General features: G+C 72.6%; 9 protein-coding genes. 4 read left to right on the top strand and 5 right to left on the bottom strand.

Annotated elements, in window-relative coordinates:
* Positions 1 to 93: 93 nt before the first annotated feature.
* Positions 94 to 330, bottom strand: a complete 237-nt coding sequence (locus tag CED_RS08020) for a DUF397 domain-containing protein (protein WP_011437824.1) — start codon at positions 328 to 330, stop codon at positions 94 to 96.
* Between the two features lie 1293 nt (positions 331 to 1623).
* Between CED_RS08020 and CED_RS08025 the strand changes: the two genes are divergently transcribed.
* Positions 1624 to 2490 carry a helix-turn-helix transcriptional regulator gene (locus CED_RS08025; protein ID WP_035909677.1) on the top strand — a complete coding sequence of 289 codons (867 nt, stop codon included), beginning with the start codon at positions 1624 to 1626 and terminating at the stop codon, positions 2488 to 2490.
* 134 nt (positions 2491 to 2624) lie between these two features.
* Here the strand turns inward: CED_RS08025 and CED_RS08030 are convergent, their stop codons facing one another.
* Positions 2625 to 5216 (bottom strand): histidine kinase, encoded by a 2592-nt coding sequence (locus tag CED_RS08030; protein ID WP_235186959.1) that lies wholly within the window; start codon positions 5214 to 5216, stop codon positions 2625 to 2627.
* A 537-nt stretch (positions 5217 to 5753) separates the two neighbouring features.
* On the opposite strand from CED_RS08030, the gene hrpA reads away from it, so the two are divergent.
* Complete coding sequence (gene hrpA / locus CED_RS08035) at positions 5754 to 9836, top strand: ATP-dependent RNA helicase HrpA (RefSeq protein ID WP_051868723.1); 4083 nt, start codon at positions 5754 to 5756, stop codon at positions 9834 to 9836.
* Between the two features lie 31 nt (positions 9837 to 9867).
* Positions 9868 to 13023 (top strand): FxSxx-COOH system tetratricopeptide repeat protein, encoded by a 3156-nt coding sequence (gene fxsT, locus CED_RS08040; protein ID WP_035909618.1) that lies wholly within the window; start codon positions 9868 to 9870, stop codon positions 13021 to 13023.
* A gap of 18 nt (positions 13024 to 13041) precedes the next feature.
* Here fxsT and CED_RS24250 read toward each other — a convergent pair whose 3' ends face one another.
* The 3 genes from CED_RS24250 to CED_RS08055 all read right to left on the bottom strand — a co-directional run bounded on the left by CED_RS24250 (position 13042) and on the right by CED_RS08055 (position 16894).
* Positions 13042 to 13566, bottom strand: a complete 525-nt coding sequence (locus tag CED_RS24250) for a hypothetical protein (protein WP_160172376.1) — start codon at positions 13564 to 13566, stop codon at positions 13042 to 13044.
* A gap of 667 nt (positions 13567 to 14233) precedes the next feature.
* Positions 14234 to 15586 (bottom strand): galactokinase, encoded by a 1353-nt coding sequence (gene galK / locus CED_RS08050; protein WP_035909621.1) that lies wholly within the window; start codon positions 15584 to 15586, stop codon positions 14234 to 14236.
* Between the two features lie 66 nt (positions 15587 to 15652).
* Entirely contained in the window at positions 15653 to 16894 is a 1242-nt protein-coding gene (locus CED_RS08055; RefSeq protein ID WP_035909622.1) for a UDP-glucose--hexose-1-phosphate uridylyltransferase, read from the bottom strand.
* Between the two features lie 234 nt (positions 16895 to 17128).
* On the opposite strand from CED_RS08055, the gene soxR reads away from it, so the two are divergent.
* Positions 17129 to 17620: a redox-sensitive transcriptional activator SoxR gene (gene soxR / locus CED_RS08060; RefSeq protein WP_035909623.1), complete on the top strand. Its 492-nt coding sequence runs from the start codon at positions 17129 to 17131 to the stop codon at positions 17618 to 17620.
* The last annotated feature ends 39 nt before the right edge of the window (positions 17621 to 17659 follow it).

Below are 17659 nucleotides of genomic sequence, written 5' to 3' on the forward strand. Positions count from 1 at the left end.
GGTGTGGGCTCCCTGCATAGGGAGCCCACACGGCGATGGAACGTNCCCGCCTCGTCGAGGCTGCCGGAACCGGGAAGGCCATGACGGGCGCGACTACTGGAGCAGGTTGTCGAAGTCGCCGTCTTTGGCCCCGAGTATCAGAGCCTCGATTTCAGCTCGGGTATACACCAGAGCGGGTCCGTTTGGATGCCGAGAGTTACGGACGGCAACTTCGTCACCCGGAAGCTTCGCCATTTCGACGCAGTTTCCCTGCGAGTTGCTCCGACGACTCTTCTGCCATGTCACGCGCTGCAGTGCCGCGGCGGACATACCGCTGTAGATCTTGGTCATGTCGATCTCCTGAAGCCCCGGGAAGCCATGCCGCCACGGCCCCGACCCACGCCGTCCGCTCGCCATACCACCGACGGGCCAACCACCGACCGCCGGCCGACCGCCAGCCAAACCCACGATGGAACACCCCCCCGGAAGACCGTCCCATCATGCCAGCGTGTGCGGCTGCACGAACTTTGGCTCACGATACAGCACGGTCGGGTGCACGTGCATCAAGCGGGTGACAGATGCCCGGCCCGACGCCTCGCGCCGCCGCGGCCTCCACGCCGAACCAGTCCCGGGGCGGCCCCAGGGAAGCCCAAAGAAAGATCAAGAGAAGATCAAGGGAGCATCGACAGCTTCCGACGAAGGCGCCGAGAATGTTGATATAACTACCAAAAGCACTAAAAATCCCATCACAAGAACCATGCAGGCACCACGAATCTGCGCCCAGTCCGCCCGTGAGGCTCCGCAGAAGGACCATGGACGGGCCTCGACCCCACTAGGCGAAACGTCCGAAAAATCCGAAGAGTGACGAATCCGACCCATGCGCCAGGCACCCGTACAAGGCGGCCGCGGACCGAGCCGGGAGAAAAAGATCCCCGGTCTGGGGCGAGACGCGCGCTCACGACGGGGCACTCCGGCTCCCCGGACGACGGGAGGCCGGCCGCGCGCGACCTGACTGTGCACAAGGTCATAGCCTCGGCGTAGCGAAAACCGTGGCCCTTCCGGTCCACTCGTGGTCCCGGGGCCCGCGACATAGCTGTAAAACAACGGGGGACACCTCGACAGCACTCGACGGAGATCGTGCACCAGAACCAGCGCGGCGGCGAAGAGCGCCGGCGTGAACCCGGAGAGATCCGCGGAGGGACCGGACGGCGGAGGGACCGGACGGCGGAGGGACCGGACGGCGGAGGGACCGGACGGCGGAGGGACCGGACGGCGGAGGGGAACCCGATGGGGAGAGTGGGGGGAGGAGCGAAGAGGGGTGCAGCCGTGGAGAGTAACACTAGGAAGCACACGATCGCCGTCCGGGGGCCCGAAGTCCTCACGCCCCTGGAATCTGGCACCGTGAGAGTGGAATGTCCGGACATGTCATCGTCCACACCATTGCGCCTGCACCCGACAGCCGGGGGCACCCCTACCCCCCGTTAAACGGAGACCCGTCGTCGGCGCTCCCCGTAAGCGTGTATACAAATAATCCTCACCACGCTAAACACGCGCGTGTCACCCAGACGAGAGAACCAGCCACCCATCCGGAACCAGAAGATCGAGTATCTTACTCTTGCGTTGACCATGGCGAGGGGGCCGACCGTGACGACAGCTCAGCCGGGAAGTGGACCGACCGTACGTCGGATCCTGCTCGGCTCTCAGCTCCGTCGACTTCGCGAGGAGAAGGGCATCAGCCGGGAGACCGCCGGCTACCACATCCGCGCATCAGAGTCGAAGATCAGCCGGATGGAGCTTGGCCGCGTCAGCTTCAAAGAACGCGACGTCGCCGACCNGCTGACCTTCTATCAGGTCACGGACGATGCAGAGCGCGCCCCATTGCTGGCCCTTGTCCGGGAGGCGAACGCCGCTGGCTGGTGGCAGAACTTCAACGACGTTCTCCCGTCCTGGTTCCAGCCGTACATCGGCTTGGAGGAGGCGGCCCAGCTCATCCGGACCTACGAACTCCAGTTCATTCCGGGCCTGTTGCAGACCGAGGACTACGCCCGAGCGATCATCACGCAAGGTAGTGGTGGCCTACCAGTCGACGTCATCGAGCGCCGGGTCAGCGTGCGGCTCAACCGGCAGANGCTGCTGNGCCGTAAGGACCCGCCACGGCTCTGGATAGTCATCGACGAGGCGGCGCTGCGTCGGCCGATCGGCGGACCGAAGGTGATGCGGGCCCAGCTCGAGCACCTCATCGCCGTGTCCGAGCTGCCGAACCTCACCCTGCAGGTGATGCCGTTCGCCTTTGGCGGCCACGCGGCGGAGGGTGGGGCCTTTACGATCCTCCGCTTCCCCGAAATGGACCTGCCGGACGTGGTCTACCTGGAGCAGCTCACCGGTTCCGCCTACCTCGACAAGCGCGAGGACGTCGACCGGTACATGGAGGTGTATAACCGGCTCAGTGTCGACAGCACGACCCCGGGTGACACTGCCGAGCTGCTACGGCGCATCATCACCGAGCTCTGAACGCGGTTCGCTCCCAGCCCGCCGACCGGCTGCCCCGCCGGCCCGCCGGCCTAACTACTCGGCCAGCCCACCGGCCCGCCGTTCTGCTGGCCTGCCGTCCTACTGCTCCGCCATCCCGCCGTTCCGCCGGCCTACTACTCCGCCAGCCCACCGATCGACTCGACCCGCCCGGTCGGGTCCGTGACCGCGCTCGCCGCCGGCCAGGTCAGCTCCAGGCTGAGACACCGATCGTCCAGCTCCACCGCGACCTCGATCCCGCCCGCGTCCTCTCCCCCGCGGCCGAGCTGCGGGGGCGGCAGGCCCTGCGGCCAGGGCAGCGAGACGAAAACACTGCCGCCGGCCGGCGTCCACAGGACCGTCACAATCGCCCGGCCGCCGGGGACGGCGGCGAGCACCTCCCGCACCTGATCGGCCACCATGGCCCGCACAGGAGCTGGCGCGAGCCGCAGATCGCCGGACAGCTGGATCTGGACGGTCATTCCCGCGGCCTCGGCGTCGGCGACGACCACGTCGAGGTCCGCCAGCGCCGACGACGGACCACCCCCGGTGATCATGCGACGGACAGCGGCCGCCCGCATCGCGCACCTGCTCCGAACGGCGGCTTCCCGCGGGTCCAACCAACCGCCCGCGACCCCGTCGAGTAACGGCAGCACCTCCCACCCCACGGTGCGCAACCACTGCGCCCGCTCCCACCTGATCATGGTGGACGCATCCACCTGGGCGGCGACCTCAGCCTCGGCGGCCAAGGCGCGGGCGGTCGTCTCCGCGGTGCCGCGCAGCAGGGGACCCAGCATCGCGGTCACGATCTGCACCCCGCACGCACCGTAGATCAGTACCCCCAGCCGCGCCAGCACCAGCGATTCGGTGCTACCGCGCAGGAACACCGCAACGATCATCATGGCAATCGCGACCAGCAGCGCACCCACCCATTCCCAGAGTGGCCGGGAGGCGGTGATGAACGCTAGGAGCAGGGGAAGCACGAGCAACGGCCAGTCCGCAATCCGGACGATGTCCGCGCCGACGGTGTTCGCTATGCCGGCGACGGCGACGGCNACGGCCAGGAACAGCAGCACGGCCGCCTCGGGACCGCTGATCGGCCGACTCCGTCCGCGCCGGACGAAGACGACGGTGAGCACGGCCACCAGCAGCCACAGCGCTCCCGCTCCGGCCATCGTCCGCACCCACCCACCCGTGCCGACCAACGGCACGAGCATGATGATCAGCCACAGCCCGGCGATCTGCCCGAGCGCCCGGCGCAGCCCGGCGGCATAGGCGTCGCGTAGCTCGGCGGCGATCGCGGCGACGTCCCGACGATCGGCGACCCGCCCGCCGGCCCTTCCGGCTCCGTGATCATCCCGATCGCCACGATCATCGCGATCATCGCTTGGATGTGGTCGCGTCACGTGCCCCGTCGTCGCGTCCGGGGCGCGCCACTGCAGTTCCACAACGGTGCCCTGCCCCGGGCGCGCGTCGATGCGGGCGGTCCCGGCAACATCCACCAGCCGTCCGACGATGGACTCGCGCAGCCCGAGCNGGGNGGAGTCGNCCCGCCGCGGGTCGAAGCCGCACCCGGCGTCGGACACCGTCACGATGAGCAGGCCCGGGCCACCGCCGAGGAGCAGCGAGGCACGCCGGGTGCCGGCGTGCCGTTCCACGTTGACCAGCGCCTCGCCGACCGCTCCGACGAAGGCCTCCACGACCACCGCCGGGGGCTCACCGGGAGGTTCCCCCGCGATGGCTGGGAGACGCTGGTCGTCGAGGCTGACCTGCAGCCCCCGTCGAGTGGCGTCGCGGACGACCTCGGCCAGCCGCTCGCCGATCGGCGGACCGACCTCGTCGTCCCGGTCGAGCAGGCCGCGCACGGCGGTGAGGCTCTGCGCACATCGACGCCGGGTGAGTTCCACGTCCCGTCCCCCGCCCCAGGCGATGCCGGTCAGGGTGTTCAGCACCGTGTCGTGGATGACTCGCTCCCGTTCCCGGCGGTCGCGGGCGACGGCGAGGACGACCGCCTCGCTGCGGTGCCGGGCCGCGACGTTCGCCCAGCGCTGGTCGGCCGTGCGGGCGATCCGGCGCAGTCGACCGATCGCCAGCCCGAGTAGACCGGGAATGATCAGCAGCATGGCGGTCTGAGAGAAGACCTGGGGATTGTGGCCCCAGCCGCCTACGAGAGTGGCGCCGCACAGCGTCAGGAGCAGGACCGACGCGACGGCCGTCGGAAATGTCCAGACCGTCACGATCCCGGCGTTGATGGCGGTCAGGAAGACGAAGTTCCCGCTGTCCCCCACCGAAGCGGGCGGCAACCAGGACGAGGCCGTCAGGGCGAGGACCGCCGACATCGCGACCGTGACGGTGGTCATCGATCGACGGATCCCGCGTCGCAGGCCGACGACGCAGAAGACGAGACCGCCGATGGCCGTCAGCCCCGCGACGGCCATCGCCGCCGGCCTGTGGTCGTACCAGCGCCAGACCGCGACGTAGCACACCGTCAGCAGAACCGCGACCGCCCGCAGGGTGACGAGGACGCGCCCCATGACCTGTTCCAGCGCCTGGTAAGCCCGGCCCAGCTCGACGGAGGCTCGGCCCAGCTCGAGCGCGCCCTCCCCGAAGGCGGTCACCGTGCCCGCGGAGGCGGAGGCGGAGGCGACCGTGGGCACGGTGGCCGGCGCCACGGACGGGACCGCCTCGCGCACCCCGGACGAGGCCGCCTCCCGCCCGTCGGCGGTCACGCCCTGCCCGGCCCGAGGAGGTCGCCCGGACCAGGGTGGGGGCCGACTTCGCACCTCATCATCATGAGGGCTCAGCCCCCTCAACATCGAGGTTCCTGTCGACGACAAGGTTGCGACGGCACAGAGGTTGCGACGGCATAAAGGCCGCGACGGCGTCGAGCGGCGGCCCCCCGCCGACCGGGTGGGCTGTTGGCAGGCTACCGGCCGCACCTCGCCTTGGTCGGCAAAGGACCGCCTCGCCTCTCATCCGTCGAACCTCTCATCCGTCGAAGAGGTAACGGGATGGCCCGACCTCCAGTTCAGGGGAGCAAGACACGGTCCAGGGACCGCAGACCGTGCTCAGGTCCCCAAAATTCGCCGGCCGAAGAGTCGTCGCCGCCGCCCGACGGGCCGGAGGAACGCAACGCCGCCGGGACAGCTGTGCCCTAGGCTTAACGACGTGTGGAAAGGCAGCTCTTGAANCCTCCCGCCACGCCGCCGCCCACGCCGCCGCAGCAGCCGTCACCACCGGCAGGCCCAGTGCCACCGGCAGGCCCAGTGCCACCGGCGGAGCTGTCCGCGCGGCTGACCGGGTTGTCTCCTCGCGACGCCCATCGGCTGGGCCGACGGCTCGCCGAGAGCCGGCGCACCCGCGAGCCCGCCGCGCGCCAGCGGGCCCTACAGGCCATCGCCGCCGAGGTGGACCGGGCATCGCTACGGCTGGAGCGGCGCCGGGCCAGCGTTCCGACGCTCGACTACCCCGACATCCTTCCGGTCACCCAGCGCAAGGACGAGATTCTCGCCGCGATCCGGGATCATCAGGTGGTCGTCGTCGCCGGGGAGACCGGGTCCGGCAAGACCACCCAGCTACCGAAGATCTGCCTGGAGCTCGGCCGCGGGGTCCGGGCGATGATCGGGCACACCCAGCCGCGCCGAATCGCCGCGCGTACCGTCGCCGACCGCATCGCGGAGGAACTGCGCACCCCGGCTCCCCAGATGGGCGGCGTCGTCGGCTACCAGACCCGGTTCACCGACCAGGTGCACGAGAACACGCTGGTCAAGCTCATGACGGACGGCATCCTGCTGGCCGAGATCTCCTCCGATCGCCAGCTGCGCCGCTACGACACGCTCATCATCGACGAGGCGCACGAGCGCAGCCTCAACATCGACTTTATCCTCGGCTACCTGCGGTCGCTGCTCCCCCGCCGGCCGGATCTCAAGATTGTCATCACCTCCGCGACGATCGAGACGGCCCGGTTCTCCGCCCACTTCGCGGGTGCCCCGGTCATCGAGGTGTCCGGGCGCACCTATCCGGTCGAGGTCCGCTACCGCCCGCTCGTCCCGGCGGCCAGCGGCCCAGCCGGCGGCCCAGCCGGCGGACCAGCCAGCGGCCCGGCCGACGCGCGGAGGACCGGCAGGGAGAACGGCGAGGCCGAGCGCGACCAGACCCAGGCCATCAGCGAGGCGGTCGACGAGCTGTGCGCGGAGGGCCCGGGCGACATCCTGGTGTTCCTCAGCGGCGAACGGGAGATCCGCGACACCGCCGAGGCACTCACCCGCGAGCAGCGGCCGAACACCGAGATCGTGCCGCTCTACGCCCGCCTGTCCGCCGGCGAGCAGCACCGGGTGTTCCAGCCGCACACCGGACGGCGGGTGGTCCTGGCCACCAACGTCGCCGAGACCTCGCTGACCGTGCCGGGGATCCATTATGTGATCGACCCGGGCACCGCCCGGATCTCCCGCTACAGCCACCGCACCAAGGTGCAGCGGCTGCCCATCGAACCGATCTCGCAGGCCTCCGCCANCCAGCGCAAGGGGCGCTGCGGGCGGACCGCCGACGGCATCTGCATCCGCCTCTACAGCGAGGAGGACTTCGCCGGCCGGCCGGAGTTCACCGATCCGGAGATCCTGCGGACGAACCTGGCCTCGGTCATCCTGCGGATGGCCGACCTTGGCCTCGGCGAGATGGCCACGTTCGGGTTCCTCGATCCGCCCGACCCCCGCCAGATCAGCGACGGCGAACTGCTCCTCGCCGAGTTGGGGGCGTTCGACGCCACCGCGTCCGATCCCCGTCACCGGATCACTCCCCTCGGCCGGCGGCTGGCGCAGATCCCGGTGGATCCCCGGCTGGCCCGCATGGTGCTCGCCGCCGACGAGCAGGGCTGCCTGCGCGAGGTGCTCGTCATCGCCGCCGCGCTCGCGATCCAGGATCCCCGGGAGCGCCCGGTCGAGCACCAGCAGGCGGCCGACGCCCGCCACGCCCGGTTCGCGGACCCGACCTCGGACTTCCTGGCGTACCTGAACCTGTGGAACTACCTGCGCGACGCCCGCGGCGAGCTGTCGGCCAACCAGTTCCGGCGGATGTGCCGCACGGAGTTCCTCAACTACCTGCGCATCCGGGAATGGCAGGACGTGCACGGCCAGCTCGCCGCGGTGGTCCGCGGCCTGGGGCTCACCCCCCGGGACGACAGCTCCGGCGCGGCCGATCCACGAACCGTGCACCGGGCCCTGCTGACCGGGCTGCTGTCGCACATCGGTCGTTACGACCCGGAGCGCCGGGAGTACGCCGGCGCCCGCGGCGGCCGCTTCGCGCTCTGGCCGGGCTCCGTCCTGGCCCGGCGGTCGAACCGTGCCGAGCGCACCGGGCCGACAGCCACGTCGGCGAACCCGGGGGACCCGGCGGGCGAGGACGCGCCGAAGCGGCCGTCCGGACCACCCGCCTGGGTGATGGCCGCCGAGCTGGTGGAGACCTCCCGGCTGTGGGGCCGCACCGCCGCGCGGATCGACCCGGACTGGATCGAGCCGCTCGCCGCCCACCTGGTGCATCGCACGTACAGCGAACCGCGCTGGTCGCGCCGGCAGGGCGCGGTGCTCGCCGACGAGAAGGTGACTCTGTACGGGGTGACGATCGTCGCCTCCCGGCCGGTCCAGTACAGCCGGATCGACCCGGTCCTGTGCCGGGAGCTGTTTCTCCGGCACGCACTGGTCGAGGGTGACTGGCAGACCCGCCACACTTTCTTCCACGCCAACCGGGAGCTGCTCGCCGACGTCGAGGAGCTGGAGCACCGGGCCCGGCGGCGCGACATCGTCGTCGACGACGAGACGCTGTTCCATTTCTACGACGAGCGCGTCCCCGCGGACATCGTGTCCGCCCGGCACTTCGACGCCTGGTGGCGCAAGGCGCGCCGGACGACCCCGGACCTGCTCGACTTCCCGCGCTCGATGCTCGTCACCGCGGACGCCACGGGAATCACCGAGGCCGACTACCCCGACGTCTGGCAGGCGGGCGACCTCGCGCTGCCGCTGAGCTACCAGTTCGAACCGGGCTCGGCGGCCGACGGGGTCACCGTGCACATCCCGCTGGCCGTGCTGAACCAGGTCGGCGCCGAGGGCTTTGAATGGCAGGTGCCGGGGCTGCGCGAGGAGCTCGTCACCGCCCTCATCCGGGCGCTGCCGAAGGCGGTGCGGCGCAGCTTCGTCCCGGCGCCGAACTACGCCAAGGCGGTCCTGGCGAACATCACGCCACGCCAGGCGCCCCTGCTCACCGCGGTGGAACACGAGCTGCGCCGGATGGGCGGGCCGGAGATCCCGCGCGATTCCTGGTCGCTGGCGGGTGTGCCGGATCACCTGCGGTTCACCTTCCGGGTGGAGGACGCCGGCGGGCGGGTACTGGCCGAGGGCAAGGACCTCGACGCCATCAAGGAGCGGCTGCGCCCGAGGACCCGGGAGGCCGTCGCTGCCGCGGCGGACGGCCTCGAGCGGGCCGGCCTGCGGGCGTGGGGGGACCTCGGCACCCTGCCGAAGGTCGTCGAGCTGCGCCGCGGCGGCAACGTGGCGGGCGGCCACGTGGTGAAGGCGTTCCCGGCGCTGGTCGACGAGGGCGGTTCGGTCGCGGTGCGAGCCGCCGACACCGAGGCCGAACAGCGCCAGCTGATGTGGGCCGGCACCCGGCGCCTGGTGCTGCTGGGCGTCCCCTCCCCGGTGCGCGGCCTCAACGCCCGGCTGTCGAACGCCGCGAAGCTGGCCCTGAGCCACAACCCGCACCGCGACGCCGCCGACCTGCTGGACGACTGTGTGCGGGCCGCCGCCGACCGGTTGATCGCCGCGGCCGGCGGGCCCGCCTGGGACGAAGCGGGCTTCACCGCGCTGCTCGCCGCGGTACGCGCGGGACTGCCCGAGGCCGCCTTCGAGGTGGTCCGCGAGGTTCAGCAGGTGCTCGGCCTCGCCCACGCGGTCGATCTGGCGCTGCGCGAGCTGCGTGCCCCGGCGGTGGCGGCGTCGGTGGCCGACGCGCGTGACCAGCTCATCTCGTTGATCTACCGGGGATTCGTCACCGACACCGGGGCCGACCGGCTGGCGGACCTCGTCCGCTACCTGACCGCGCTGGAACGGCGACTGGAGCGGCTGCCCCGCGATCCCGGGCGGGACAGGCTCAACACCGCGACCGTCGGGCGCGTCCAGGACGCCTATCGGGAGCTGCTCGCCACCGTCCCCGCCGGCCGGGAGCCGGCGCCCGAGATCCGGCGCCTCCGCTGGATGATCGAGGAGCTGCGGGTGAGCCTGTTCGCGCAGAGCCTGCGCACCCCGTACCCGGTTTCCGAGGAACGCGTCTACCGGGCGATCGACGCCATCCTCGGTTAATCCGTTTCGGTGACTATGCCATGCTGGGACGGTGACCGGCGGGGGCGATGGGCACGGCGCTCCCGACTGTTTCGTGTCGTACGCGGACGACGGGCGGGCCTGGGCCGAATGGATCGCCGGGACGTTGGAGGATGCCGGCTACCAGGTCCTGCTTGAGTCCTGGGCGCCGGCGGGGACGCATCGGGTGGGGTGGCTGGACCGGGCGGTGAGCCAGGCCCGGCACACGATCGCGGTGGTCTCCGACGGCTACCTGCGCTCCTCGCCCGCGGTCGCCGAATGGGCGGCGGCGTGGTCGGCCGACCCGACCGGAGGCGAACGCCGGCTGCTGGTGACCAGGGTGGCGGACCGGCCGCTGCCCGGTCTGCTAGGCCAACTCGTCCCGGTCGACCTGTTCGACCGCAGCGAGATCGCCGTCCGGGCCAGCCTGCTCGCGGCCCTGCGCGGCGACCGGCCACAACCGGAACAGCCGCCGGGCTTCCCGGGCCGGCGGGGGATCTTCCCGCCGGAGCTGCCGGCGGTGTGGAACGTGCCGGATCAGCCGGCCCGGTTCGTCGGCCGGACGGCCGCGCTCGCCCGGCTCGACGAGGCGCTGTCCCGCTCGCCGCTGGTCACCGTGACGGGAATCGCGGGGATCGGGAAGACCAGCCTGGTCACCGAGTACGTCCGCCAGCACCGGGCGGATCTCGACGCCGTGTGGTGGGTGCCGGCGGAACGCCCCGAGCTGATCGGCGAGCGGGTGCGCGAGCTCGCCCCGGCGGTGGGCCTGCCCGGCCACGCGGAACCGGCCGCCGTGATCGCGAACCTCGGCCGGGCCGACGGCCGCTGGCTGATCGTCCTCGACGACGCCGCCGACGCCGACACGCTGCCGGACTGGCTGCGGCCCACCGAACCCGGCCGGCTGCTACTGACCTCCCGCAACCCCGGCTGGGACCATCTCGGCCCGGTCGTGCCGGTCGGACCGATGGACCGGGCCGAGTCCGTCACCCTGCTCGCCGGCCGGCTGCCCGCCGTCGAACGGACGGTCGCCGACCGGATCGCCGAGCGGCTCGGGGACCNCCCGCTCGCCCTCGACCAGGCCGCCCNCCGCATCAGCNCCGGCCGCNCCCCCGCCGAGACCTACCTTCAGGTGTTAATCGACCGGCCGGAGGTCCTCCTGGCGCAGGGGGAGGTGAGCGGGCGGCCCGGGGCCNCCGCCGCCNCCCTCTGGGACGAGCCGATCCGCCGGCTCGACGCCGAGGCACCGGCCGCCGGCCACCTGCTGCGGATCGTCGCGCACGGCGACAACGAACCGATCCCGATCCGGCTGTTCACCGCCGAGCCGGACGTGATCCCCGATTCCGGGCTGCGGGCGGCGGCCGGCGACCCGCTCGCCCTCGCCGACACCGTCGGCGTCCTGGAGCGGTACGGCCTGGCCCACCGCGACGCGGACACCGTGACGATGCACCGGCTGGTGCGGGCCGCCGTGCACACCCACACCGGCCCCGACCAGGCCGACGAGATCGTCGCGACCATGGCCCGGATGCTGCGCGCGTCGCTGCCCGACGCCGTCACGGCCAACCCGGAAGCCTGGCCCGCCTGGCGGGAGCTGCTCCCGCACACGCTCGCCGTGCTCGACGCCACCGCCACCGACTCCACCGACGCCGACTCCACCGACGCCGACGGTCCGGAGGCCGACGGTCCGGAGGCCGCCTGGCTGGCGGAACGCTCGGCGGCCTACCTGCTCGGGCAGGGCCGAGCCGATCAGGCCCTCCCCCTCGCGGCCCGCGCCCTGGCCGCCCGCGAGCGGCTCGACGGCCCGGTGCACGTCGACACCCTGGCCTGCCGGGAGACCCTCGCGCGGGTCGCCCTCGGCGCCGGACGGATCGACGCCGCCGGCCGCCTGGCCGAACACACCGTCGCCGACCGCGAACGCATCCTCGGCCCCGAGCACCCCGACACCCTGGTCAGCCGGGACACCCTAGCCCAGCTATTCCAGAAGGTCGGCCAGACCGACCGCGCGGTCGAGATGTTCCAGCGCACCCTCGCCACCCGGGAACGCATCCTCGGCCCCGAGCACCCCGACACCCTGGAAGGCCGGCACAGCCTCGGCCGCGCCTACGACGCCGCCGGCCGCGACGACGAGGCGGCCCGGCTGCTGCGGGACACCCTCGCCGACCAGCGGCGGATCCTCGGCCCGGAGCACCCCGCCACCCTCGACACCCGCCACAGCCTCGCCGTCGCCTACCGCCGGATCGGCGCGGTGGGCGACGCCGTGCCGCTGTTCGAGCAGACCCTCGCCGCTCGCGAACGGGTCCTCGGCCCCGAGCATCCCGCCGCCCTCGGCACCCGCCACCAGCTCGCCGTCACCCATCACCAGGCCGGACGGCTCGACGACGCCACGCGCGAGTTCGGCCGCGCGCTGACCGGCCGCGAGCGCACCCTCGGCCCCGACCACCCCGACACCCTCGAAACGGTCGACGGACTCGCCCGCGCCCACCTGTACGCCGGACGGCTCGACGACGCCGCACGCGAGTTCGGCCGCGCGCTGACCGGCCGGGAACGCGCCCTCGGCCCCGACCACCCCGAGACCACCGAGACCCGCGAGAGCCTCGCCACCGCCCACCTCAGGCTGGGCCGGCCCGGCGAGGCCGTCCCCCATCTCGAACGCGCCCTCGACCGCCACGAGCACGTCCTCGGCCGCGCGCACCCTTACACTGTCGAGGCCCGGAACGCCCTCGCGACGACCTACCGGCGCACCGGGCAGCTTGAGGCGGCCGTGCCGCTGCTCGAACGGCTGCTCGCCGACCGGAGCCGGGCGCACGGCGTCGGCGACGCGCGCACCCTGCGCACCGCCGACGGGCTCGCCGAGGTCTACCGGACCACCGGCCGGCTTCCGCAGGCCGTCGGCCTGAACGAACGTGTCCTCGCCGTCCGCGAGCGGCTCCTCGGCCCCGGCCNCCCCGACNCCCGCGCCNCCCGGGGCGCCCTCGCCGACACCTACCGCCAGGCCGGCCGGCCCGCCGACGCCGTCCCCCTCTACCGCGCCGCGCTCACCGACGCGCTGCGCGAGCACGGCCCGTTCCATCCGGACAGCACCCGGGCCCGCCGCACCCTCGCCGACACTGTCGGCGAGACCCGCCACGATCAGCCGCCGCCCCTCGAACGGCCGATCCCGGTGGAGCCGAGATTCCGCCACCGCGACCCCTGACTGGCGCCGGCACGCCGGTCACCGCGGGTCGGCCGGCCCGGCCGGCCCGGCCGGCTCGTCGGGGTCACCGGGGTCGACGGGCGGAAATCGATCAAGCAGCTCCAGCTTGCGGAGCAGCGCCTCGTCCGCCGCCCCCCGCGCCGGCCGCCCGCCCTCCGCCACCGCCCGCTCGCGGTCCTCCGCCCGGCGCCGTGCCGCCTCCCGGGCGGACTCCGCATCCATCCGGTCCAGCAGCTCCTGCCTATACCGCTCGAACCACTTCCGGTTCTCCCGCCGCTCCTGTTCGGCGGCAAGCTCATTCGTCAGCTCCTGGCCATGCCGCGCCCTCCACACCCTGCTGAACGAGCCGTCCCAGTCGACCGGACGGAAGTCGAACCTGCCCGCAAACGTCGCCCCAGCCTCATCCGCCCCCGCGTCGGCGTCCGGCCCCGGCTCGGCATCGGGCGCCGGCTGCCCGGACGGTTCCCGACCGGCTGGCGACCGCGCCCCCGGTTCACGCTCGGCCGCGGGCTCACCTGACGGATCGGCGGTTTCCTCGGACATCACAGTCTTCTCCCGTCCCTGAGGCTCACCGTCATGATCCCACCATCCCCGGCCCGCCGTGCCCCCCACCACGGTCCCTCCAGGGATGATCAGCGACATCTTGATGTGCCGGACCGGCCGCGGTGGTACCGGTGTTGCGATCCCTCCAGGGATGATCAGCGACCCGCCTGTCCTCGATATCCAACAGTCGGACACAACCGTTGCGATCCCTCCAGGGATGATCAGCGACCCGACCCCGAAAGTAAAGTCGCAGGTTGAAGGCATGATCGGCGGTGGATCGTGGGCCGATTCTGCAGCGATCCGGCGGTAGTGCAACGGCCCAGGTCAGAGCCATGATCGACAGCCATGAGCATCGAGCTCCGGCTGCCCATTGCGACGCCGAGCCACTCCGTCTCGACAAAATCCGGGATGCGGCAGACGTGGACGCTGTCAACGGCCTGAGGATCGGGTGGGACTTGGGGATCGGACGGGACTTGGGGATCGGACGGGACGAGTGGCCCGCGGGACATGAGAAGGGCCGCACGAGTGCGACCAGGTGTGACGCGGGCCTGGGCCGTGCGGCCTGCTGTTCCCATCCCGCCCTGACCATGATCTTCCGTGCGCCCCTCGCCGATCTGGCCGCGGAGCTCGCCCCCACCATGGGCCGCCGACTTCCGCCCCCCGGTCGCTACCCGAGGTCCAGGACGGACGTGCCGGCGACCGCCGAGCAGACGTGCAGCACGGCCCGCCGGTCGGTGAGCGCGGTATACGCCGGCTCGAACGCGTCGGTGAAGGCGGTCAGCCGGGACCGGTCGACGAGGGCCACCGCACAGCCCGCGAAACCACCGCCGGTCATCCGGGCGCCGAAGCNCCCCGGAGCCGCCGAAGCCGCCTGGACCGCCGCGTCGAGTTCCGGACCCGACACCTCGAAGTCCTCCCGGATCCCGCGATGCCCCGCCAGCAACAGCCGCCCGGCCGTTGGGGCGTCGCCCGCGCGCAGTGCCGCGGCGACGGCGTCGACCCGGGCGTTCTCGGCGACGACGAACCGGGCCCGGCGCAGCGCGGCCGGATCCAGCGCGACCGGATCCAGCGCGACCGGATCCGGCCCGGTCCCGCCGGCCGCTCCGCCCGGCCGGGTTGTCCCATCCGACCGGGCGGNCCTGCCGAGCCGGGCCACCGCCTCGTCCATCGACCGGGGCGTGAGGTCCCGCAGCGCGGCGACGCCCAGCGCCCGCGCCGCCCGCTCACACTCCGCCCGGCGGGTGGCGTACTCGCTGGTCACCACCTGTCGGCGCGAGCCGGTGTCGATGACCACCACGGCCAGCCCGCCCGGCAGCGGCACCGGCTCGGTCGTCAGCGTGCGGCAGTCGATCCGCAGCGCGTGGCCGGCCACGCCCGCGGCGCAGGCGAGCTGGTCGAGCAGGCCCGTCGCCGCCCCCACCCAGAGGTTCTCCGCCCGCTGGGCGAGCAGCGCGAGCTCCGTCGGCGATGGCGTCAACCCGGCGAGATGCGCACCGGCCAGGGCGACGGCCAGCTCCAGCGCGGCCGAGGAGGACAGTCCCGCGCCGACGGGGATGTCGCTGGCCAGCGTGCCACGCCAGGGCACCGGGCCCCCTCCGGCCGGGAAGCCCGACCCGGCGGCGGCACGGGAGCCCCCCGATCCGGCGGCGGCACGGGAGGCCGACTCGGCGGCCAGCATCACCGCGATGCCTTCGACATACCGGACCCATCCGGGTGCCCGGGCGGACACCGGCGTGTCGAAGCCCGGCGGCGGCAGCGGGATCACGGCGGGCACCGCGTCCTGCTCGGACACCAGCCGGAGCTCGGGTGCCTCGTTACGGCGCAAGGCGATGCACAGCTCCCGGTCGATGGCCACCGGAAGACAGAAGCCGTCGTTGTAGTCGGTGTGCTCGCCGATGAGGTTCACCCGGGCGGGCGCGCGGACGAGGTGGGTGGGCCGCTCTCCGTAGGTCTCGACGAACGCGCGCACCGCACGCTCGGTGGCCGGATGCTCGGTGGCCGGATACTCGGCGGCTCTCATGACGCCAGTGTCGGGGAGTCGCGGGCCCTGCGGCACGCGGAATGACCACGGCCGCGCGGGCTCGGCTCAGGTCCGGTTCGCGGCGACGGGAGCCATGACGGCGCGCAGCCGGTCCGCGGCTGCCTCCGGGGTGAGGTCGCGCTGCACGTCGGCGAGCATCTCGTAGCCGACCTGATGCTTGCGAATGGTCGGGGAGCGCAGCAACGGCGGATAGAAGTGGGCGTGCAGCTGCCAGAACGCCGCGGGTGGATCGCCGGGTCCCCAACCAGGATCAAGGTCCGGCCCCAGCCCCGACTCCGGCCCCAGCCCCGACTCCGGCTCCGGCTCCGGCTCCGACCCCAGCTCCGGCCCCGGCCGGGGTCCGGGCGCGGGATGCGGCCCGGGAGCCCCGTGCCAGCCCATCGAGAACGGGAAAGGATGGTCGAACAGGGCGTCGTAGCCGGTGAGGAGGCGGCCGAGCAGGCGGGACAGCCCGTCCCGCTGGTCGTCGGAGAGCGCGGCGAGGCGGTCGACCGGATGCCGGGGCAGGAGCAGGGTCTCGAACGGCCACAGCGCCCAGAACGGCACGACGACGAGCCAGTGCTCCTCCGCCAGGATCACCCGCTCCCCCGCCGCCGTCTCGATCTCGGCGNAGTCCATCAGCAGGGAGCTGCCAGACCGGGCGAAGTGCTCCCGCTGCCGCGCGTCCTCGGCGGCTGGCTCGTCGGGCAACGCGTCGCAGGCCCAGATCTGACCGTGGGGGTGCGGGTTCGACGCGCCCATCGCGGTGCCGCGGTTCTCGAAGACCTGCACCCAGCGCCAGGTGCGGGAGAGTTCCTCCTCCTGCGCCGCCCAGGTGTCCACGACCGCCCGGACCTCGGCCGGAGTCATGTCGACGAGCCCGCGATCATGACGAGGGCCGAAGCACACGACCCGGCAGGTCCCCCGGGCCGGTTCGCTGCGCAGCAGGCCCGATCCGGGACCCGCCGGCCACACCGGGGCCGGGTCGGCGGACGGGGCGACAGGCGGGTCGGCGGGCGGGGCGACGAGCAGGGCTGCGGGCCGAACCGGGTCGGGACGCAGCGCCGGGAAGTCGTTGGTGAACACGTAGGTACCGGAGTAGGAGGGGTTACGTTCACCGCCGGCCCGGAGGTTACCCGGGCAGAGGTCGCATAGAGGATCATGGGCGACCGCGGCCGGCACCGGCGGTGGTTCCTGACCGCCGTGCCACGGTCGCCGCGTCCGCCCCGGCGAGACCAGAACCCAACGGCCGGTGAGNGGGTTGAACCGCCGATGCGTGATGTCGTCCATTGCGACGAAGCCTGCCATGGGCGGCGACCGCGGCAAACGCGCTGCCGGGACGGCCCGGGGTGATCCCCGTTACCACGAAGCCGAGGCGTGACGAGGGGCGACGCGGGGCAACGAGGGGCGGCGAAGCATGACGATGCGTGACGGGACATGACGGGACGAGGCGTGACGAGGCGTGACGACCAGCCCGTCGCGGCGCCGCCGGGTTCCGGGAACCTCATGTTGAGTTCAACTTCAACGCCATAGTCTGCGGGCATGCTTCCTACCGATATGATGACTGTGGGTGAGCTCTCGCAGCGAAGTGGCTTCGCCGCGTCGGCGCTGCGCTTCTACGAACAGCAGGGCCTGCTCACCGCCACCCGGACCTCGGGTGGGCAGCGCCGGTACGAGCGCCATGTCCTGCGGCGGCTGGCGTTCATCCGCGCCGCCACCGCGGTCGGGCTCAGTCTCGACGAGGTGCGGGAGACCCTGTCGACGCTGCCCGAGTCGCGCACGCCGACCAAGGCGGACTGGTCCGCGATCTCGCGGCGGTGGCGCGGCCGGCTGGACGACGAGATCGCGGCCCTGGTCGCTCTGCGTGACGGACTCAACTCGTGCATCGGCTGCGGCTGCTTGTCGCTGCGAAGCTGCCGCATCTCGAATCCGCACGACCGGATCGCCGAGCTGGGGCCGGGCGCTCGCGCGCTGCCGGCTGCGCTGCGCCGGACCCACAACCCCCTCGATCGGTGTGGTCAGCCCGTCCGATAGGACATCGGACAGGACATCCGCGATAGGACAGACGCGACG

The organism is Frankia sp. CeD, assembly GCF_000732115.1.
Taxonomy (GTDB): Bacteria; Actinomycetota; Actinomycetes; order Frankiales; family Frankiaceae; genus Frankia; species Frankia casuarinae.